The following is a 16,699-nucleotide window of genomic DNA, read 5'->3' as shown; positions in this document are numbered from 1 at the left end:
AACTCTTGCGAGGCATCCCGTGCAGACGCGAACGGCATCCTGCTCCTGTGGGCAATTGAGTGTCGAGGTGAGTGGCAATCCTCTGGGAAACGGCGTGTGCCACTGCCTTGCCTGTCAGCGCCGGACGGGGAGCGTCTTTGCAACACTGGCCGCCTTTCCGGTTCCTTATGAGGTTACCGGCCGCGCCACGGAATTCGTCCGCACCGGCGACCGGGGAAGCCGTATCAGGTTTCGTTTCTGCCCGATTTGCGGGACGAGCCTGTTCCACACGGAAGAGGGACAGGAGAGCTCCTTCGTCCTGGTCGCGGTAGGTGGCTTCGCCGATCCCGATTTCCCGCCGCCACAGGATTCGGTCTATGACAGCCGCCGGCACGGCTGGGTGAGGTTGCCGCCGGGGACGATCGCCCATGAGAAGGACCCGGACTGATCAGCTGACTGCTTTTGCGCGGGAGACGTTTGGAAGGGAGGCGTGCATGGAAACCAGGATCACCGAAATCGCCAATGGCATCTACCGGCTGTCGATCTTCGTGCCGGACATCGCGCCACCCCACGGTCTGACCTTCAATCACTTCGTCATTCTGGGGGACGAACCACTCCTCTTCCATACCGGGCTCAAACGCATGTTTCCGCTGGTGCGCGCCGGTGTGGCGCGACTCCTGGCGCCCGAGAAGCTGCGCTGGATCGCTTTCGGTCATTTCGAGGCCGATGAGTGCGGAGCGATGAATGAGTGGCAGACGGTGGCGCCGCTCGCCCAGGTGGCGCATGGCCGGACCGGCTGCCTCGTCTCGCTCAACGACATGTCGGACCGCAACCCGCGCGTTCTGGAAGACGGCGAGACGATCGAGCTTGGGCAAGGCCGGCGTGTACGCTATCTCGATACGCCGCATATCCCGCATGGCTGGGATGCAGGCGTCCTCTATGAGGAGGCGAGCGGCACCTTGCTGTGCGGCGATCTCTTCACGCAGATCGGTGACGGCGCCGCGCTCACCGAAGGCGACATCGTCGGGCCGGCGATCGCCACCGAGGACATCTTCCGCTTTTCGAGCCTCAATCCCGGCATGGGCCGGACGATCCGGCGGCTGGCTGAGCTCGCGCCGAAGACGCTTGCCCTCATGCACGGGCCGTCGTTTTCCGGCGACGGGGCAGGGGCGCTCAAAGCCCTCGCCGATGACTATGACGGGCGGGTCCGAGCGGCCTTGGGCTGAGGGATTACCAGGGGATCGCCTGGCCGTCGCGGAAGAAGCCGCCGGTCGGCCCGTCGGGCGGCAGCGTCGCCGCCCAGACGATGCCGGCGGCACCGTCGGCGACCTCGCGCGTCGCGCCGGGGCCGCCCATGTGAGTCTTCACCCAGCCGGGGCACACCGAGTTGACCAGGATGCCGCGCGGGCGGAGCTCGTAAGCGAGGGTGCGGGTGAAGACATTGATGCCTGCCTTGGAGGCGCGATAGCCGTAATAGCCGGGCCCCATTTCGCCCAGCGAGGCCATGCTGGAGGAGACATTGACGATGCGGGCGCCACGCCCGAGATGCGGCGCCAGCGCCCGTGTCACGCTCCAGGTGCCGATCATGTTGATGGCGATCGTGTCGGTGACGTTTCTTTCCGCACTTCTGAGCACGCTCGCGGTCGAGCCATATTCCGTCTGCAGATCATCGCCATTGCCGGTCTCATACATGACGCCGGCGCAGTTGATCAGGACGTCGATGGGCACATCCTTCTTCTTCACTTCCTCGACCAGCGCCTGGATAGAAATCTGATCCTGCATGTCGAAGGCGTGGGTGGTGACGAGAAAACCTTCCGAGCGCAGGCCGTGCGCGGCCTGTTCAAGCCGCGGCGACGTCCGGCTGGCGATGAACAGGCGATAACCTAGCCGCCCCAATTGGCGGGCTGTTTCAAAACCGAGACCCCGCGAACCGCCGGTGATCAAGGCGAGAGGCAAGTTGGACATATAAAACGACACCCTCGGGAACGGTAGTGCTCAGCGAGCGGTTGCTCCCGGTCTGGTTGCTGAAGCTGGACTCGGTTCTACCCAAAAATCGCTGAAAAGTTGCAAAGCTTTCCAAACAATTTTCTGTTAATTCGAAACGTCTGACAAATCAAGGAATCTTGTCTTGCTAAAATGATTTTAATCGTCCGCCCCCAGATGGCCACTTTCGCCCGGGCAAATGGCCTCATGACGGTTTTGCGACACGGGAACATCGACCAATCGATCAAACTGTCCCTTTGGGCAGGTTTGGCGGTCGCGGTATGGATCATTTGCGAGCATCTCGCCTGGGCGACGCCGGTGCTGCCCAACAAGGCGCCGGACCACGGGCTTTACGCGTTTGTGCGTTCGGCGCTGATGGCGCTTATCGGCTTTGCCTTCGTGTTTGAAGTCGCAGCAGGCGCCAAGGTTGCGAAAGCGGGAACTCCCTTTTCCGTGCACCAATGGTGCGCCGTCCTCGCCTCGTTCCTGATGCTCGCGCTTTTTGTCGCGATCTTCCTTGTGTCTCCCGGCGCCTTCAACATTTTCAGCCTGGAGGATGGCCTGGTCGAGTGGGCGTCGGCCCTGCTGCCCATCGCGGCGAGCCTGCTCCTCGCCTGGCGTGGCGCAGTACTCATCACGGGGCGGCATAGAGAAGGGAAGGGTGGCTGGATCGGCGTGGTTCTGCTTCTCTCAGCCGCGATTCTCTTCGTGCTTGGAATGGAGGAGATTTCCTGGCTGCAGCGCGTTTTCGGCATCGCGACGCCGGAGGCGCTCAAGAGCAATATCCAGGGCGAGATCAACTTCCATAATTTCGCGACCAATCAGATCGGCGCCGCGCATAAGATCATCGGCTTCGTCGTCCTGATCCTGCTGCCGTTTCTGTACATCGTCCTGCCGGGGCGCCTGCCGCTCGCCGGGCTCGCGGATCTGATGCCGAGCCGCGCCGTGGTGCTGGTGAGCACGCCGCTCGCCGCCTTCAATTACAATGGCTGGGATTCGCTCCTCTTCCAGGCGACGACCTATCTCACCCTCGGCATCGTGATCTGTCTGGCGTATCTGGCCTGGCGGGAAAGACGGCGCGCCGAGGCGATGTTCTGCCTCCTGCTGGCGGTGACGATCGCCGGCGCGCAGGGGTTGTTCCTTGCTCTGGGGGATCGCTTCGTCCGCATCTGGGACGTCACCGAATATAAGGAGCTCTTCATCGCGCTCGGTCTCTTCGGCTGGGCGGTCGAGACGTTCAGGCGCCTCAGTGACGCCGTCCCTGACAGCGCCGCCGCGCTGCGCCGTTCCGTCCAGGCGTAAGGCGTGGGGATGGATCTTCGTAAAGGTCCATTCCGCGCCTTTCACAGCCGCAATTTTCGCCTCTTCGCCACCGGTCAGGTGCTGAGCCTGGCCGGCACCCGCATCCATGAAGTGGCGGCGGGTTGGCTCATGTGGCAGCTGACCGGATCGGCGACCTGGCTGGGTGTGTTGGCGCTCTCCGAGATCCTGCCGCGGCTTGTGTTGTGGCCGGTGTCAGGCCTTGTCGCGGACCGGTTGGACCGCCGGCGGGTGGCGCTCATCTTCCAGTCGCTGGCGGCGCTCGAAGCCCTGTTGCTTGCCGTGTTGCAAGTCTTCGGCTGGGTGAGCGCGGAGATCCTCGTCCTTGCGACCTTCCTGCTCGGCTTGAACAGCGCCTTCTGGCAGCCGGTGCGCCTCACCCTGATCCCGAAATTGGCGCCACCCGAGGATCTGCCGACCGTGATCGCGCTCACCTCGGTTCTGGCCAATGTGGCGCGGGTCGTCGGGCCAATGCTGGCGGGGCCGGCGATCATCTGGGGCGGCATCGGCGCGGCCTTCGCCCTTAACGGCTTGAGCTTCGTCGCCGTGGTGATCGCACTCCTGATGATGCGGCTGTCGCGCGCGGACACCACGCCGCCGCGGCCGAAGAAACCGGGCGGCGTCTGGCAGGGGCTGACCGTCGTCGCCGCGCATCCCGGCATGCGGCCGCTTTTCATCCTCATCGGCATCTTCGCGCTGGCGGTCAGGCCCTTGGCCGATCTGCTGCCGGCTTTCGTCGGGGGCGTCTTCGACAAGGGGCCGGGCGGCTTCGCGGCGCTGATCTCGGCCATGGGCATCGGGGCGCTCGGTGCCGGGCTGCTCTTGTCCTGGCGCCAGAGCTATTCCGGCCTGACGACGCTCATGGCCGCCTTCGGCATGCTGGGCGCGACCGCGACAGCGCTCTTCGCGCTCACCACCAGTCATCATATCGCGATCATCTGTATGCTGCTCGTCGGCGTGGGCGTCACGGGAAAGAACATCGTCGCGCAGACACTCGTCCAGTCGGGCCTCGATGACGAGGTGCGCGGTCGGGTCTTCGCCTTCTATTCGGTCGTCTTCAACGCGGCGCCATCGGCCGGCGCGCTGCTCATCGGCTATATCGGGGACATGGTCGGCATAAGGGGGCCGGTGGTCGTGGGTGCTGCGATCGGACTCGCGGCATCGTTCCTGGTCTTCCTTTGGCGCAAGCGCCTGGCGCCGCATCTGGAAGTGAGCGGCGGATAACCAAAGTCCTTCATATCCCCTCATGCTGAGGTGGCCGCGCAGCGGCCCTCGAAGCATCCATCAGGATAGAGCGAGAACACGGCACCACGCCCTTCGAGGCTCGCTTTGCTCGCACCTCAGGGTGAGGGCGGATCCGTCTGAGCTACTCCGCCGCCTCGGCCTTCGTGCGGCCGCGGCGCAGAACGTCCTTCAGGAACTGACCGGTATAGGAACGCTTCTCGCGCACACAGTCCTCGGGCGTGCCGGCGAAGACAACCTCGCCGCCGCCATCGCCGCCTTCCGGGCCCATGTCGATGATCCAGTCGGCGGTCTTGATGACCTCGAGATTGTGCTCGATGACGACGACCGTATTGCCCTGGTCGACCAGCTCATGCAGCACTTCGAGCAGCTTGCGCACATCGTGGAAGTGGAGGCCGGTGGTCGGCTCGTCGAGCAGGTAGATGGTGCGCCCGGTGGCGCGCTTTGACAGCTCCTTGGCGAGCTTGACGCGCTGCGCCTCGCCGCCCGACAGCGTCGTCGCCTGCTGGCCGATATGAATATAGCCCAGGCCGACACGCTCCAGCGTCTCCATCTTGTCGCGCACCGAGGGGACGGCGCGGAAGAACTCCGCACCTTCCGCGACCGTCATGTCGAGCACGTCGGCGATCGACTTGTCCTTGAACCTGATCTCCAATGTCTCGCGATTGTAGCGCTTGCCGTGGCAGGCATCGCAGGTGACATAGACGTCGGGCAGGAAGTGCATCTCGATCTTGATGACGCCGTCGCCCTGGCAGGTCTCGCAGCGCCCGCCCTTCACGTTGAAGGAGAAGCGACCCGGCTCATAGCCGCGCGCCTTGGCCTCGGGCAGCCCCGCGAACCAGTCGCGGATGGGGGTGAAGGCGCCGGTATAGGTCGCCGGGTTCGAACGCGGCGTGCGGCCGATCGGCGACTGGTCGATGTCGATGATCTTGTCGAGGAATTCGAGACCCTCGATCTTGTCATGCTCGAGCGGCGCCTCGCGCGTGCCCATCAGCTTGCGGGCGATGGCGCGGTAGATCGTATCGATGAGCAAGGTCGATTTGCCGCCGCCCGACACGCCGGTGACACAGGTGAACACACCGAGCGGAATTTCCGCCGTGACGTTCTTGAGATTGTTGGCGCGGGCCCCGGTCACCTTGATGCGGCGGCCCTTTTCCGGCTGGCGCCGGCGGCTCGGCACCGGAACCTGCTGCAGGCCGACGAGATACTGGCCGGTGAGCGAGCGCGGATTGGCCATGATCTGAGCGGGCGTGCCCTGCGCCACGATCTCGCCGCCATGGACGCCGGCGCCGGGGCCGATATCGACGACATAATCGGCGAGACGGATCGCGTCCTCGTCATGCTCGACGACGATCACGGTGTTGCCGATGTCGCGCAGATGGATGAGGGTTTCTAGCAGGCGGGCATTGTCGCGCTGATGCAGGCCGATCGAGGGCTCGTCCAGCACATAGAGCACGCCGGTGAGGCCGGAGCCGATCTGCGAGGCGAGGCGGATGCGCTGGCTTTCACCGCCCGAGAGCGAGCCCGAGACGCGCGACAGATTGAGATAATCGAGGCCGACATCGACGAGGAAGCGCAAGCGGGCGCGGATCTCCTTCAGAATGCGCGCGGCGATTTCGCGGTCCTTTGGCTTGAGCTTGCCTTCGAGCTTCTCGAACCAGTCATTGGCGCCGTTGATCGACATCTCGGAGACCTGGCCGATATGCAGCTTGTCGATCTTGACGGCGAGCGCCTGCGGTTTCAGGCGATAGCCGCTGCAGGCATCACAAGGATGGTCCGACTGGAATCGCGACAACTCTTCGCGCATCCACTGCGAATCCGTCTCGCGCCAGCGCCGCTCGATATTGCCGATGACGCCCTCGAAGGTCTTCTTCGTCTTGTAGGTGCGCAGGCCGTCGTCATAGACGAAGGTGATCTCGTCCTCGCCGGTGCCGAACAGGATGGCGTCGCGCGCCTTCTTGGGGAGTTCCTTCCAGGCGGCGCTCATCGAAAATTTGTAGTGCTTGGCCAGCGCCTCGAGAGTCTGGGTGTAATAGGGCGAGGTGTTGCCGGTCTTGGCCCAGGGCAATATGGCGCCATCGCGCAGCGATAGGGTGGCGTCGGGCACCACGAGTTCGGGCTCGAAGCGGAGCTCCGTGCCGAGCCCGTCGCATTTGGGACAGGCGCCAAAAGGGTTGTTGAAGGAGAAGAGGCGCGGCTCGATCTCCTCGATGGTGAAGCCCGAGACGGGGCAGGCGAATTTCTCCGAGAAGAGAATGCGCTCATGCGTCTCGTTCTTCGACTTGTTGGCGCTCTCCTCGGTGGTGCGCGACGGCGGCAAGGGCTTGTCGGTATATTCGGCGATGGCAAGGCCTTCGGCGAGCTTGAGCGCCGTCTCGAAACTGTCGGCGAGGCGGTTGCCGAGATCGGGCTTCACCACGATGCGGTCGACCACCACGTCGATGTCGTGCTTGTACTTCTTGTCGAGGGCCGGGACGGCGTCGATCTCGTAGAACTTGCCGTCGACCTTGACGCGCTGGAAGCCCTTCTTCTGGAGATCGGCCATCTCCTTGCGGTATTCGCCCTTGCGGCCGCGCACGATGGGGGCCAGCAGATAGAGGCGGGTGCCTTCGGGAAGCTCCAGCACCCGGTCGACCATCTGGGTGACGGTCTGGCTTTCGATGGGAAGGCCGGTCGCGGGCGAATAAGCGACACCGACCCGGGCGAAGAGGAGCCGCATATAATCATAGATCTCGGTGACGGTGCCCACCGTCGAGCGCGGATTGCGGCTGGTCGTCTTCTGCTCGATCGAGATGGCGGGCGACAGGCCGTCGATCTGGTCGACATCCGGCTTCTGCATCATCTCGAGGAACTGGCGGGCATAGGCCGACAGGCTTTCGACATAGCGGCGCTGGCCCTCGGCATAGATCGTGTCGAAAGCGAGCGAGGACTTGCCCGAGCCCGACAGCCCGGTGAAGACGATGAGCTTGTCGCGCGGCAGCTCGATCGAGACATTCTTCAGATTGTGCTCGCGCGCACCCTGAATAGAGAGAGTTTTCTTGTGTTCGGCCATGGGCGCTTTGACTAGACCAAATAGAGAACGCGGGCAAGCTCGATGAGCACCCGAAGACGGCATGCTGCCCCCTTCAAGCGCCAGAACATGTCAGCAGCTTGACCGCTATGCACAAGGGTCGAAATTCCGCTGTCCACAGGGGAAGAAATGGTGTCCAAGGCGCCTGGAGCGAGGCGTACTCGACGTGGATACCAGAAGGAACAATCCAGATGCCCCTGAACCGGATCATTCTCTACGCAATGGACATGGAACAAACCGTAGCGTTCTATGAAAAATTCTTCGGATTCAAGGCGCGCAAGGAAGACGGCGACCGGATCGTGGAACTTGTCGCGGCCGATGGCGGCGCCCGCCTGATGATCCATCAGGCCGGACGGGCGCAGAAAGTCGGCCAGTCCCAGGTCAAGCTGGTTTTCGATGTCGAGGATGTCGAAGCATTTTGCGCCGACTGCGCAAAGAAAGGGCTGGTGTTCAGCGCTCTCCATCAAGGTCAAGGTTACGTGTTCGCCAATGCGCGCGATCCGGCCAAGAATTCGATCTCGGTTTCCAGCCGCGCCTATCGCAAATCGTGACACGCATGGCGGCCCTTTTGACTTGACATCGCGGGGGAGAGGACCAAGATAAAAATCATCATCGGTCGTGAGATTGATGACAGAAACTCTAAGGAGGGAGGCATGAATCCACCGGGTCACCTTCTTCGACTGCGGCAGGTCTCGCAGTCACGGTTCTGACAGCGCGCTGCAGCACTAATCGACGCTGATCAGGCCGCTCACATCACACTTGAAAACCTCATGCGAGGGCGGAGTGCCTTAGCTGGGCAATTCCAGAGCCTCGAAAATTACCGGTATAACTACCGGAATGGACTTCGAAGAAAATCTCGAATGATCGAGTGCCCCGCCGGCGCCTATGAGCGCGGCGGGGTTTCGATTTTTTGAGGCAAAATTGCAACATCATCTCACCGCATAGCGGAAGCCCAACGCGCAAGCGAACAGCGCCACGCCACAGGCCGCGGTGAGGGCGAGGACCGGCGTGAAGCCTGCGCCTTGCCCGTAGAGCACCCCCATCATGGGAATGGCCGCCGCGCTGACGGCGGAGCCGAGGAAATAGCTGACGCCATAAGCACGCCCCCGCAAGCGCTCCGGCACATAACGCGCCACGAAGGCGTCGTCGACGATCACCTGGCCGTAGATCGCGGCCATGGTCAAAGCGAGGCCGATCAGCATCCAATGACCATCGGCCAGCCAGGCCAGAGCAAGACCGGTCATCTGAAGGCCGGAGAGAATGACGAACAGGGAAGCCAGCGACAGCCTGTCGATGAGGCGCCCGGCGGCAAGCTGCATGAGCGCGCCGCAGACGAGAATGAGGGTTGCGAGCGCGCCGGTGCCGATGAGCGGCAATGCGCCGGCGTAACGCTCATCGACGATCTTGGGCAAGGCGACGGTGACGATGTTGTAGGTCACACCACCAACGAGGAAGGCCAGCATAATGGTGCAGATGGCGAGAGTGACATTATGGACCGGGAGGCTCTGCGAAGAACTGGCCGGCTTTTGGACCGTCCCGGCGGCCGGCCGGGCGCGGCTCGTGGCAGCGAAGAGAGCGGCGAGAAGCAGAGCGGCGAGGCCGGGAGCGATGAAGGCCCAGCGCCAGCCAAGGAGCGAGGTGAGGAGCGCGGTTCCGGCAGCCGCCACCGCCGCACCGATATTGCCGCAGACACCGTTGATGGAAAGGTCACGTCCAAGCCGGGTGGATACCGAGGTGAGGAGGGTGAGCCCGACCGGATGATAGATCGCTCCGGCGGCACCGAGGAGCAATAATGCGAAGCCGAGCATGAGCCATGACCCCGCCGCGGCGACCAGGAAGCAGGCCAGTCCGGTGAGGGCGAAGAAGGCCGCCAGAAGCCGCTCCGGGCCCACGACATTGACCAGCCAGCCGGCGGGCAAGGAGAGCAGCCCATGGGCAACGAGGCAGCCCGTGGCGAGGGGAACCAGCTCGCCATAACCGAGCTGCCATTCGAGGCTGATGGCGATCACGGCGGTCGGGAAGATCAGGATCACATAGTGGGTGAGCGCATGCGCGGCATTGACGAACAGGATGGTGCGGCGGGCGTCGGTCATGGTGGTCCGGTTGCGGGACAATATTGCGCAACCTAACTGGCCCGATATAATGCGTGGGGCCAAATACAGGGGATATCGGGCCAAACTCATGGATGATTTCGAGCAGGGCACACGCCTGGTCACCATCCATGCCCAGCTCTATGCGGATGGCGAGAGCACCGGGTGGCATCATCATGCCCGTGGCCAGATTCTCACCGCGTCGCAGGGGCTGATGGTGGCGACGACCGAGCGCGGCGCCTGGTATGTGCCGCGCGGCCACGCGCTGTGGATCCCGCCGGGTCTCGATCACGATATCGGCATGCGCGGCGCGGTGGCGATGAGGAGCGCCTATGTCGAGCCCGCTGCCGCGGCAGTGCTGCCTACTCACTGCAAGGTCATCATCACGTCGGTCTTACTGGCCGCGGCAATCGAAGCGCTGGCGGGGGAGCTGGCCGACTATGACGAGAAAGGGCGCGGCGGCCATCTCGCCGCGCTGATCGTCGATGAGATGACTCGCGCCGACGACGCGGAGCTCGCCCTGCCGATGCCGCGCGATGCCCGTCTCGTTCGTCTCTGCAATGCCATCGTGACGAAAGGCGAGCGCCGCGGACTGGACGACTGGGCGCACATCGCCGGCATGAGCCGGCGCAGCCTCACCCGCCATTTTCGCGCCGAGACGGGCCTGTCGCTCCTCGCCTGGCGCAATCGCGCCGCTGAGCTCGCCAGTCTCGGCACCAGTTCCTGAGAAATTCAGGCTCTAGAAACGCCAGTTTACGCCGGCGCGGACCACTGCGACATCTTTGAGCTCGATGAAGTCGTCTTCATCGCCGTCATCGATATCGTCCAGATCTCTTTCCTTGCCGAAGCCGTAATAGAGGCCTTCCAGCCGCAGGCTCGTCTGCTCGGTCGCGGCCCATTCAATGCCGCCGCCGACGACATAACCGAAGTCGTCGATGTCGATCGAGCCGGCATCGTCGCCGCTGTTCTTGAACTCGAATTCGCCGTCGGCGTAAGCAACACCACCCGTCGCATAGAGGAGGACGTTATCGACGGCGAAGCCGGCACGGGCGCGCAAGGAAGCGAGGAAATCGATATCGGCCTTGATGCCATCCCGTTCGCCCGCATCTTCATCCTCGGTGTCACCGGAGAAATCCGTGAAGCTGATATCCGCTTCGATGCCCAGGACGATGTTGTCGATCTGGTAGTTGTAGCCGGCCTGGAGGCCGCCGAGAATCCCGTCGGCATTGATGTCGTCAGCGAATGAGCGCTCTTCGTCGTCGCTTTCGCCGCTATCGAAGACGCCGTCTAACGAGGGATCGCCATAACCGGCATGCGCGCCGATATAGAATCCGGTCCAGTCGAACGCCGCGACCGGCTCGACATCAGCGGCCTGCGCGAATGTCACCGTCGAGATCAGAACCGACGTTGTAAGGAAGAATCTCTTGAACATGACAGTGTCCCCGAATGGCGTTGATCGGAGAAATGTCGGATTTGTTCCGGGAGGTCAATCTCGGCAGATGGCCACGCGTAATTATTATTGGGCGCTGTGGCGCGCAAGTCACACTCGGGTCGACGACTGATCGGCTTTATTTTACCCTGAGGAATTTTGTGCGTAAATCGGACACCGCATTGGCGTGGGCGTCGAAGCCCTCGTAATTCGCGATGACACGGGCCTGGCGAGCGAGCGCGTCATAACCCTCGCGTGTCACATGGCCGATCGAGGTGCGTTTCATGAAGTCGAAAACCGAAAGCGGCGAGGCTGTCCTGGCCCAGCCGCCGGTCGGCAGGACGTGATTGGGACCGAGCACGAAATTGCCGAGCGTCGAGGGCGTGTATTCGCCGAGCAGGATCTCGCCGGCATTCTTGAAGGACGCCAGCCAGGCCTTGGGATCGAGGCTGAGAATCTGCAGATGCTCGGGCGCGTAGTCGTTGACGAAGGCGATGGCGCTTTCCGCATCGGGGCAGAGGAGGATGCCGCCTTGCGGTCCCTTCAGCACGGCCTCGGCAAAGCCGGCGCGCTCAAGGCTCATCTCTTTCAGGAGCTCGGGCAATACGGCGCGCGCGGCTTCCGCCACCGCCGGCACATGGGTGACGAGCCAGGCGGATGAATCAGCGCCATGCTCGGCTTCGATGAGAAGATCGAGGGCGGCGAGGCGGCCATCCACCGTTTCGTCGGCGAAGATGATGCTTTCGCTCGGACCCGCCGGCGTGCCGGTGTCGATGCGATCGGCGACCAGGCGCTTGGCGGCGACCACCCAGGGACTGCCCGGTCCGACGATCTTGGCGCAACGGGGGATCGTCCGTGTGCCATAGGCGACGGCGGCGACGGCCTGGGCGCCGCCGCATTTGAAGACTTGCGATACGCCCGCCGCTTCGGCGGCGACCAGCGTGGCGGCATCGATCGAGCCGTCGGGGCCGGGCGGGGTGACGATGGCGATCTTGTCGACGCCCGCCACCTTGGCCGGGATGCAGGTCATCATGACGGAGCTCGGAAACGAGCCCTTGCCGCGCGGCACATAACAGGCCACCGAGGCGATGGGGCCGATGCGGTCGCCGGCAAAGGCGCCGGGCGCGATCTCGGTAAGCCACATCTCCTCAGGCTTCTGCCGCTGATGGAACTTCGTGATGTTATGGGCGGCGAAGGCGATGGCTTCGGTGATGTCGGGCTTGAGAGATTTCCGTGCACGGACGAAATCGTCGGGCGTTGCCGCGAGATCGTCGGCGGCGACCGGCGCCTTGTCGAACTGGCGGGTGAAGCGGGCCACCGCCTCATCGCCTTCGGCGGCCACCGCGTCGATGATCGGCGCCACTTTCTCGAGATAGGGCCTGAGGTCGCTTTCGGTGCGGGCAAGGCACCGGCGGCGTTCCTCCGCCGAAAGCCCGTCCAGCCTTACGAAATTGACGGCAGCCGTCATCTTTCGTTGTGGAACGTCGTCGACACGTAGGTGTCGTCTTCCTGGGCGTTGCGCTCGAAGGCGAGGAAGTCCCAGTAGCCGCAATTATCCTTGCCGGGATAATCACGGCAGGCCCAGGGACGGGCTTCATAGATGGTGCAGCGGCGGGCCTCGGTGTCGAAGAACTGGCAGATGCGGCCGAAGAATTTGTCCTTCTTGCGCCGCATCACGCGCTTATAGCCGTAAGCGGACTTGAAGTATTTCTTCTCGGCGTCCTTCAAGGGGAGGTCGAAATGTTTGGCGATGCGCGCGGCATCGCGGTCCTTCACCTCGACGACCGGATAGGAGCAGCAATAGCCGGGGCACTTCAGGCAGTCATATTTCTTTCTGGGCATAGGGTGGCCTATTTCTTCGTGGACGCGCTCTTGATGCTCGCGAACTTCCGCTGGGTTTCGGCCATTTCGGCCTGCAGCCACTCGCGGAAGGCGCGCGCCGGGGCTGATTCCTTAGACCCTTTGGCGCGTACGATGAAGTAGCCGCCATGATCTTTGATGTCGAGAGCGAAGGGGCGCACCAGCCGGCCCGCCGCCATGGCGTCGGTGCACAGGATCATGTCGCCGAGCGCGAAGCCCTGGCCCGCTTCCGCCGCCTCGATGGCGAGATGGCCCTGGAAGACGGTGCCGCGCCAGTCCTCGACGCCCTTGATGCCGGCGGCATGGAGCCAGTCGGTCCAATATTGCTTACGGCTCTCATGCAAGAGATTGTAGTCGGCGAGATCGCCGGGGCTGAGCGGGCCTTTGAGGAGGCGCGGGCTGCAGACCGGGAAGATCTCGACATCCGAGATGAGCTTCTGGATCTCGACATCGGGCCAGCGGCCGAGACCGTAGCGGATGCCGAGATCGGCCTTGTCGGAGCGGAAATCGACCAGGCGGTTCTCGGGATCGATGTTGAGCTCGATATCGGGATGAAGCTCGTTGAAGCGGCCGAGGCGCGGCACCAGCCAGCGGGATGCGATCGAGGGCTCGACCGAGACATTGAGGCTGCGCACCTTGCCCTGTGCCGCGGCCTCGATTGTCGCTTCCGCCATATTGTCGAAGAGGGGGGTGAGACGGGCGCCGTAGCGGCGGCCGGCATCGGTCAGCTCGACGCCCCGGCCGGTGCGGTTGAAGAGGTCGGTGCCCAGCCATTCCTCCAATTCACGGATATGCCGGCTCACCGCCGCATGGGTCACGAACAGCTCCACGGCGGCATTGGTGAAGCTTTCATGCCGGGCGGCGGCCTCGAAGGCGCGCAGGGCGTTAAGCGATGGCAGACGCCGGGCCATGGGCTGTCCTGTGAGTTTTCCTTACAGGTAGCGTAGGATAATGCCGTTTGTGGTGCAAGCGCGAATTGACTATCTTCCACCCATACCGAGATTGCCTAAAACAAAAAAAAGGAGATTGATCATGAACTGGATTTTCGAAGCTTATTCAAATGTTTACAACGCGGCCATGATGCAGGATCAGAAGCATCCGGCCAATGTTGCAACTGCGAAGAACGGCGCCGAGCCGAAGAGCTTCTCTCTGTTCAAGCCCTTCGTCCGCGGCTAAGTTCTCCTGACCCTTGATGCGGCTCCTGTCGATCTCAGACCGGGGCCGCTGCTATGACGGTAACCTCGACGACCAGCCTGGGATCGGCCAGGCCCGCGACCACCAGCAAGGTCGCCGCCGCTTTGTGACCCTTCAGAATCTCGTCCCGCACCTGCCGGTAAAGTCCGATCTGTGAGCGATCGGTGATGAAGACCCGCGCATCGACGATGGCGCGATGGTCCATGCCGGCCGCCTTCAATATGCCCAGCACATTGGCCCAGGCGAGGCGGTGCTGCTCTTCCGCGCTTTCAGGGATATTGCCGGTCGCCGGATCGGCACCGACCTGGCCGGCGACGAACAGATGGCGGGCGCCCGGCGCCACTTCGATCGCCTGGGCATAATTGGAGAAGGGCTTGGGGGCGGCATCGGTCTCGATCTGCTTCAGCATTTAAATCTCCTATTTCGACGGGACAGCCCTTATAGCGCTTGATTCTGGAACATAAAGAGAACATATTACCCGGGGATAACATACGATCCACAGTGGATCGCAGGTGAGCTTTGGTAGATCACCATCCCTGATCGATGTTTATGAATGTGGCGCGACCACGCGTGGTGCCCGGAAAGCAAGGAGAAGCGGATATGGCCGGATCGGTGAACAAAGTCATTCTGGTGGGGAATCTCGGCAAGGATCCGGAGGTGCGTCATACGCAGGACGGCCGCCCGATCGTCAATCTCTCGATCGCCACCTCGGAGAACTGGAAGGACAAGCAGTCGGGCGAGCGCAAGGAGCGCACCGAGTGGCACCGCGTCGTCATCTTCAACGAGAATCTGGCGAAGGTCGCCGAGCAGTATCTGAAGAAGGGCGCCAAGGTCTATCTCGAGGGCCAGTTGCAGACGCGCAAATATACCGACAAGGACGGCGTCGAGAAATACTCGACCGAGGTGGTGCTGCAGCAATATCGCGGCGAGCTCACCATGCTCGATGGGCGCAGCGGTGGCGGCGACAGCGCCGGTTTCGGCGGTGGCAACGGCGACAGCTTTGGCCAGTCGAGCCCGATGGAACGTCCGCGCAGCGGCGGCGGTGCCCGCCCGCAGCAGAATTTCGCCCGCGATCTCGACGACGAAGTGCCGTTCTGAGGCGGGTTGCCCGATTGACGAAAATGGCCGGGGCGGGAACTGAACCGCCCCGGGCCACAGCTTGGGAAGCTGTTGTTCCAAGAAAGTGTAACGGGGGGAGACCATGCGGCTGAAGCGGTTCCTGTGTGCCGGCGCACTGGTTCTTTCGACTGTCTCGCTCGCACAGGCCGCCTTGGCGCCGAACTATCAGCGCATCGCCGAGCTTCAGGCGATCCTCGATGATCCGGCGGTCGTCGATGCGTTCAATGTCAGCCAGCCCATCGACCGCATCGAGAGTCTCAAGACCGATCGTTATCGGGTGACGGCCGGTCCTTGCCATGTCGACGTCGCCATCGTCGATATGCCCGACAACGGGCAACGTGTCGGACCGCGTCAGTTCAAGATCGAGATCGTCGCCAGAAGCTGCCCCGACTGAACCGCATCACGGCGCCCGCAAATACTCCGCCGGATCGACGGGCGCTGACTTTTTCCGCACCTCGAAATGCAGCTGAGGCTCGCGCGCCACGCCGGTCTTTCCGGACTTGCCGATCACGTCGCCACGCCGGACATTCTCGCCGCGCTTCTTCTTGAGCTCGCTCAGGTGACCGTAGACTGTCACCAATCCGCCCTCGTGACGCACGAGCACCGTGTTCCCGAAGTCCTTCAGGCCGTCACCGGCATAGATGACGATGCCGTTCTCAACCGCCTTGACATTGGTGCCTTCGGGCACCGCGATGTTGATGCCGTCATTGCCGTCGACCTTGAAGGCCCGGAGAATTTCGCCCCGGGCTGGCCAGGGCCACTTACCCGTCCAGACGATCTTGCCGGCGGATGGCGCGGAAGCGGGTTCGGGCGGGGCCGGCGCCGTTTCGGCTGCCGGCTGATCGGTTTGTGGATCGACGGGCGCCTCGTCGGTCTTCACGCCGGTGCACCGTACGGTGCGCGGCGTGGTGGCGCCCTGTGGCGGCATCACGAGATAGGGGGCAATGGCGATGCCGTTCCGACGCAGCTCGAAATAGATCTTCACTTCATTTTGAGTCGACGTAGCCGCGCTGCCGACCGGCTCGCCGCGGCGGACCTTTTGCCCGATCGTCACCGACAGCTGCTGCGCGCCGGCGAGAATGCTGTTCAATCCACAGCCATGGTCGAGAATGAGAAGAGAACCGTAGCTGCGAAACGGCCCCGCATACAGTGCCGTACCATCCGCAGCGGCACGAAGAGTGAAATCCTTCCTCACACCAAAAAGTATACCTTGCAGCCTGCCGCCAGCGCCGTCGGGCTGGCCGAAGCCGAGCTCGGCGAGGCCGCCGATCGGCCAGGCAAAAGTGATCTGCGCCGGTGGCGCGTCTTGCGTCTCGGCCAGGAGAGGCGATGGCGAAGACAGGAGAAGCAGAGCGCCCAGACTTGCGGCGGAAAGCTTTGTGGATCGGTGCTCAAAGCGGGGAAACATGGAAA

General features: G+C 63.1%; 18 protein-coding genes. 9 read left to right on the top strand and 9 right to left on the bottom strand.

What is annotated here, in order from left to right; all coding sequences use genetic code 11:
- Positions 1 to 19 precede the first annotated feature (19 nt).
- Both JHL16_RS11325 and JHL16_RS11320 read left to right on the top strand, forming a co-directional pair.
- Positions 20 to 427 carry a GFA family protein gene (locus tag JHL16_RS11325; protein ID WP_200184917.1) on the top strand — a complete coding sequence of 136 codons (408 nt, stop codon included), beginning with the start codon at positions 20 to 22 and terminating at the stop codon, positions 425 to 427.
- A 46-nt stretch (positions 428 to 473) separates the two neighbouring features.
- A complete protein-coding gene (locus JHL16_RS11320) occupies positions 474 to 1,205 on the top strand; it encodes an oxygen-binding di-iron domain-containing protein (protein WP_200184916.1) in 732 nt (243 codons plus the stop codon).
- Between the two features lie 4 nt (positions 1,206 to 1,209).
- On the opposite strand, the gene JHL16_RS11315 is transcribed toward JHL16_RS11320, so the two are convergent.
- Positions 1,210 to 1,944, bottom strand: a complete 735-nt coding sequence (locus JHL16_RS11315; RefSeq protein ID WP_200184915.1) for an SDR family NAD(P)-dependent oxidoreductase — start codon at positions 1,942 to 1,944, stop codon at positions 1,210 to 1,212.
- 285 nt (positions 1,945 to 2,229) lie between these two features.
- Between JHL16_RS11315 and JHL16_RS11310 the strand changes: the two genes are divergently transcribed.
- Both JHL16_RS11310 and JHL16_RS11305 read left to right on the top strand, forming a co-directional pair.
- Entirely contained in the window at positions 2,230 to 3,264 is a 1,035-nt protein-coding gene (locus JHL16_RS11310; protein ID WP_200184914.1) for a hypothetical protein, read from the top strand.
- A 9-nt stretch (positions 3,265 to 3,273) separates the two neighbouring features.
- Positions 3,274 to 4,506: an MFS transporter gene (locus JHL16_RS11305; protein ID WP_200184913.1), complete on the top strand. Its 1,233-nt coding sequence runs from the start codon at positions 3,274 to 3,276 to the stop codon at positions 4,504 to 4,506.
- A 142-nt stretch (positions 4,507 to 4,648) separates the two neighbouring features.
- On the opposite strand, the gene uvrA is transcribed toward JHL16_RS11305, so the two are convergent.
- Complete coding sequence (gene uvrA, locus JHL16_RS11300; RefSeq protein ID WP_200184912.1) at positions 4,649 to 7,576, bottom strand: excinuclease ABC subunit UvrA; 2,928 nt, start codon at positions 7,574 to 7,576, stop codon at positions 4,649 to 4,651.
- A gap of 209 nt (positions 7,577 to 7,785) precedes the next feature.
- On the opposite strand from uvrA, the gene JHL16_RS11295 reads away from it, so the two are divergent.
- Positions 7,786 to 8,145: a VOC family protein gene (locus JHL16_RS11295; protein ID WP_200185005.1), complete on the top strand. Its 360-nt coding sequence runs from the start codon at positions 7,786 to 7,788 to the stop codon at positions 8,143 to 8,145.
- A gap of 378 nt (positions 8,146 to 8,523) precedes the next feature.
- On the opposite strand, the gene JHL16_RS11290 is transcribed toward JHL16_RS11295, so the two are convergent.
- Entirely contained in the window at positions 8,524 to 9,687 is a 1,164-nt protein-coding gene (locus tag JHL16_RS11290; RefSeq protein ID WP_200184911.1) for an MFS transporter, read from the bottom strand.
- Positions 9,688 to 9,775: 88 nt separating this feature from the next.
- Here JHL16_RS11290 and JHL16_RS11285 point away from each other — a divergent pair, with 88 nt between their 5' ends.
- Positions 9,776 to 10,411: an AraC family transcriptional regulator gene (locus tag JHL16_RS11285; RefSeq protein ID WP_200184910.1), complete on the top strand. Its 636-nt coding sequence runs from the start codon at positions 9,776 to 9,778 to the stop codon at positions 10,409 to 10,411.
- 12 nt (positions 10,412 to 10,423) lie between these two features.
- On the opposite strand, the gene JHL16_RS11280 is transcribed toward JHL16_RS11285, so the two are convergent.
- The 4 genes from JHL16_RS11280 to gcvA all read right to left on the bottom strand — a co-directional run bounded on the left by JHL16_RS11280 (position 10,424) and on the right by gcvA (position 13,884).
- Entirely contained in the window at positions 10,424 to 11,116 is a 693-nt protein-coding gene (locus tag JHL16_RS11280) for an outer membrane protein (RefSeq protein WP_200184909.1), read from the bottom strand.
- A 136-nt stretch (positions 11,117 to 11,252) separates the two neighbouring features.
- Entirely contained in the window at positions 11,253 to 12,581 is a 1,329-nt protein-coding gene (gene hisD, locus JHL16_RS11275; RefSeq protein WP_200184908.1) for a histidinol dehydrogenase, read from the bottom strand.
- A complete protein-coding gene (locus tag JHL16_RS11270; protein WP_137857838.1) occupies positions 12,578 to 12,955 on the bottom strand; it encodes a YkgJ family cysteine cluster protein in 378 nt (125 codons plus the stop codon). The genes hisD and JHL16_RS11270 overlap by 4 nt, the downstream gene beginning before the upstream one ends.
- A gap of 8 nt (positions 12,956 to 12,963) precedes the next feature.
- Positions 12,964 to 13,884, bottom strand: coding sequence for a transcriptional regulator GcvA (gene gcvA / locus JHL16_RS11265; protein ID WP_200184907.1), 921 nt, complete (start codon positions 13,882 to 13,884; stop codon positions 12,964 to 12,966).
- Positions 13,885 to 14,005: 121 nt separating this feature from the next.
- Here gcvA and JHL16_RS11260 point away from each other — a divergent pair, with 121 nt between their 5' ends.
- Positions 14,006 to 14,149 carry a hypothetical protein gene (locus JHL16_RS11260; RefSeq protein WP_171028510.1) on the top strand — a complete coding sequence of 48 codons (144 nt, stop codon included), beginning with the start codon at positions 14,006 to 14,008 and terminating at the stop codon, positions 14,147 to 14,149.
- Between the two features lie 34 nt (positions 14,150 to 14,183).
- Here JHL16_RS11260 and JHL16_RS11255 read toward each other — a convergent pair whose 3' ends face one another.
- Positions 14,184 to 14,576: a RidA family protein gene (locus JHL16_RS11255; protein ID WP_200184906.1), complete on the bottom strand. Its 393-nt coding sequence runs from the start codon at positions 14,574 to 14,576 to the stop codon at positions 14,184 to 14,186.
- A 191-nt stretch (positions 14,577 to 14,767) separates the two neighbouring features.
- Between JHL16_RS11255 and JHL16_RS11250 the strand changes: the two genes are divergently transcribed.
- Both JHL16_RS11250 and JHL16_RS11245 read left to right on the top strand, forming a co-directional pair.
- Entirely contained in the window at positions 14,768 to 15,265 is a 498-nt protein-coding gene (locus JHL16_RS11250) for a single-stranded DNA-binding protein (protein WP_137857835.1), read from the top strand.
- Positions 15,266 to 15,368: 103 nt separating this feature from the next.
- Positions 15,369 to 15,680, top strand: coding sequence for a hypothetical protein (locus JHL16_RS11245; protein ID WP_200184905.1), 312 nt, complete (start codon positions 15,369 to 15,371; stop codon positions 15,678 to 15,680).
- A gap of 6 nt (positions 15,681 to 15,686) precedes the next feature.
- On the opposite strand, the gene JHL16_RS11240 is transcribed toward JHL16_RS11245, so the two are convergent.
- Positions 15,687 to 16,694 carry a murein hydrolase activator EnvC family protein gene (locus tag JHL16_RS11240; RefSeq protein ID WP_200184904.1) on the bottom strand — a complete coding sequence of 336 codons (1,008 nt, stop codon included), beginning with the start codon at positions 16,692 to 16,694 and terminating at the stop codon, positions 15,687 to 15,689.
- Positions 16,695 to 16,699: the final 5 nt, after the last annotated feature.

The organism is Taklimakanibacter albus, from assembly GCF_016595235.1.
Taxonomy (GTDB): domain Bacteria; phylum Pseudomonadota; class Alphaproteobacteria; order Rhizobiales; family Aestuariivirgaceae; genus Taklimakanibacter; species Taklimakanibacter albus.
Note: the sequence above shows the minus strand (reverse complement) of the source record. Positions and strands in the feature narration are given on the sequence as shown.